The sequence below is a fragment of the Bowmanella yangjiangensis genome (genome assembly GCF_017255015.1).
GTDB lineage: Bacteria > Pseudomonadota > Gammaproteobacteria > Enterobacterales > Alteromonadaceae > Bowmanella > Bowmanella yangjiangensis.
In genome coordinates this window covers 1-1,767 of sequence record NZ_JAFKCS010000119.1, presented here as the reverse complement: position 1 = coordinate 1,767, position 1,767 = coordinate 1, and the positions used below count along the sequence as shown (strand labels likewise).

The following is a 1,767-nucleotide window of genomic DNA, read 5'->3' as shown; positions in this document are numbered from 1 at the left end:
AGGACATGGCGAGCGTGCTGGCCAACAGCCCGGCCAGCACGCAGGGCACGCTGGCGTTGCAGCTGCTGCTGGGGCTGATCGTCACCGTGCAGGGCTTCGAGACCTCGCGCTACCTCGGCCAGCACTACGACGCGGCCACGCGCGTGCGCTCGATGCGCCATGCGCAGTGGCTCGCCAGCGCCATCTACCTGGTCTATGCGACCCTGCTGACGCTGAGTTTCCACCAGCAGACGATGACCCTGGACGAGACCGCGATCATCGACCTGATGGGCGTGGTCGCCCTGGTGCTCCCGCCCCTGCTGATCGCCGCCGCCCTCAGCGCCCAGTTCAGCGCCGCAGTGGCCGACACCAGCGCCTCGGGCGGGCTGATCAACGAACTCAGCGGCCAGCGCCTGCGCGCGCGCCACGGCTACGTGTTGCTGACCCTCACCGGCCTGCTGCTGACCTGGCTGTTCGATGTCTTCGAGATCATCAGCCACGCCTCGCGGGCCTTCGCCCTGTACTACGGCGTGCAGTCGCTGCTGGCCGCCGTACGCGCCGCGCAGCAGCCCGCCAGCCTGCGGCGTCACCTGCAGATCGCCGGTTTCACCCTGCTCGGCCTGGTCGGCCTGGCGGCGGTGCTGTTCAGCATCCCGGTCGAGGGCTGAGCCAGGCGTCAGCCCAGCCAGGCCAGCGCCGCCCCGCTCAGGTACAGGCCCAGGCCGAACACCAGGTGCGTCAGCAATGCGCGCTGCCGCACCAGCCAGGGTTTGGGCGTGCGCCTCGCGGCCATCCCCATGCCGAAGGCCGGCTGCATCACCAGCAGCGGCGCGGCCACCGTGACCACGCCGAAGAGCAGCGCGGGCAGCAGCGCCGGACGCTGCAGCCAGGCCTGACCGCCCCAGGCCAGGAAAGCGGCGGCGAACAACAGCCCGGTCAGGTAATGGAAGCCCCAGCCGAGCAGACGCTCGCCCCGCAGCGGCGCCGCCTTGGCGATCGCCGTGTGGCGGAACTGGCCGTGGCGCATGTGCCCCAGCCAGCGCCCGACCCAGCCATAGTCCAGCGACGCCACGCCGAACCAGCGCCGCCGCAGCAACGCCCACAGGTCCATCGACAGCGTCGCGCCGACGCCCAGCACCATGATTTCGACTACCATGACCACCTCCATTCAACCTTGCTGAAATGCCTGTGATAGAAGGCTGCCAGTTGAAGTCGACTTGAGGTCAAGCATGAAAGAGCTGGATATCGGCACCGTCGCCCGCTGGTCGGGACTACCGGCCTCGACCCTGCGCTACTACGAAGAAAAGGGGCTGATCCGCTCGATCGGCCGCAACGGCCTGAGGCGGGTGTTCGCCGAGTCGGTGCTGCAACGCCTGTCGCTGATCGCGCTGGGGCGTACCGCCGGTTTCTCGCTGGAAGACATCGCCGGGATGCTCGCCAGCGAAGGGGGACCGGCCATCGACCGCGAGCGCCTGGAACGCAAGGCCGAGCAGCTGGATCAGACCATCCGCCGCCTCAGCGCCATTCGCGACGGCCTGCGCCATGCGGCGGCATGCCCGGCCGAGAACCACCTAGCCTGCCCCACCTTCCAGCGCCTGATGACCCTGGCCAGCCGGCAGGCCAGCAGAAGCCGGGCTACTGCGCGATGAGCGCGGCGGGCAGGAGCACCTCGACCCGGCGAACCTCGAGATCGCGGCGCAGGAAGTCCATGCGCCGGGCATGGAACGCCTGCATGTGCGGCAACGCCATGTGCGCGTCCAGGGCGGCCTGCGACGCCCAAACCTCGTA

The 1,767-nt window shown here is 69.5% G+C and carries 3 protein-coding genes and 1 pseudogene; 2 read left to right on the top strand and 2 right to left on the bottom strand.

The features are described 5' to 3' along the window. Positions 1 to 647: pseudogene (locus J0A65_RS27510) on the top strand (hypothetical protein); the annotation flags it as partial. Positions 648 to 655: 8 nt separating this feature from the next. Here the strand turns inward: J0A65_RS27510 and J0A65_RS22420 are convergent. Continuing rightward, entirely contained in the window at positions 656 to 1,135 is a 480-nt protein-coding gene (locus J0A65_RS22420; RefSeq protein ID WP_232850105.1) for a DUF2938 domain-containing protein, read from the bottom strand. Between the two features lie 82 nt (positions 1,136 to 1,217). Here J0A65_RS22420 and J0A65_RS22415 point away from each other — a divergent pair, with 82 nt between their 5' ends. After that, positions 1,218 to 1,628, top strand: coding sequence for a helix-turn-helix domain-containing protein (locus J0A65_RS22415; RefSeq protein WP_197035126.1), 411 nt, complete (start codon positions 1,218 to 1,220; stop codon positions 1,626 to 1,628). On the opposite strand, the gene J0A65_RS27975 is transcribed toward J0A65_RS22415, so the two are convergent. Further along, on the bottom strand, positions 1,615 to 1,767 hold a 153-nt coding region (locus J0A65_RS27975; protein ID WP_206596535.1), incomplete at its 5' end, for a putative quinol monooxygenase. The two genes, J0A65_RS22415 and J0A65_RS27975, sit on opposite strands and share 14 nt — an antisense overlap.

Excerpts from the sequence above, each read along its gene's own strand:
- J0A65_RS22420 (WP_232850105.1), bottom strand. The coding sequence starts at position 1,135 with ATGGTAGTCGAAATCATGGTGCTGGGCGTCGGCGCGACGCTGTCGATG.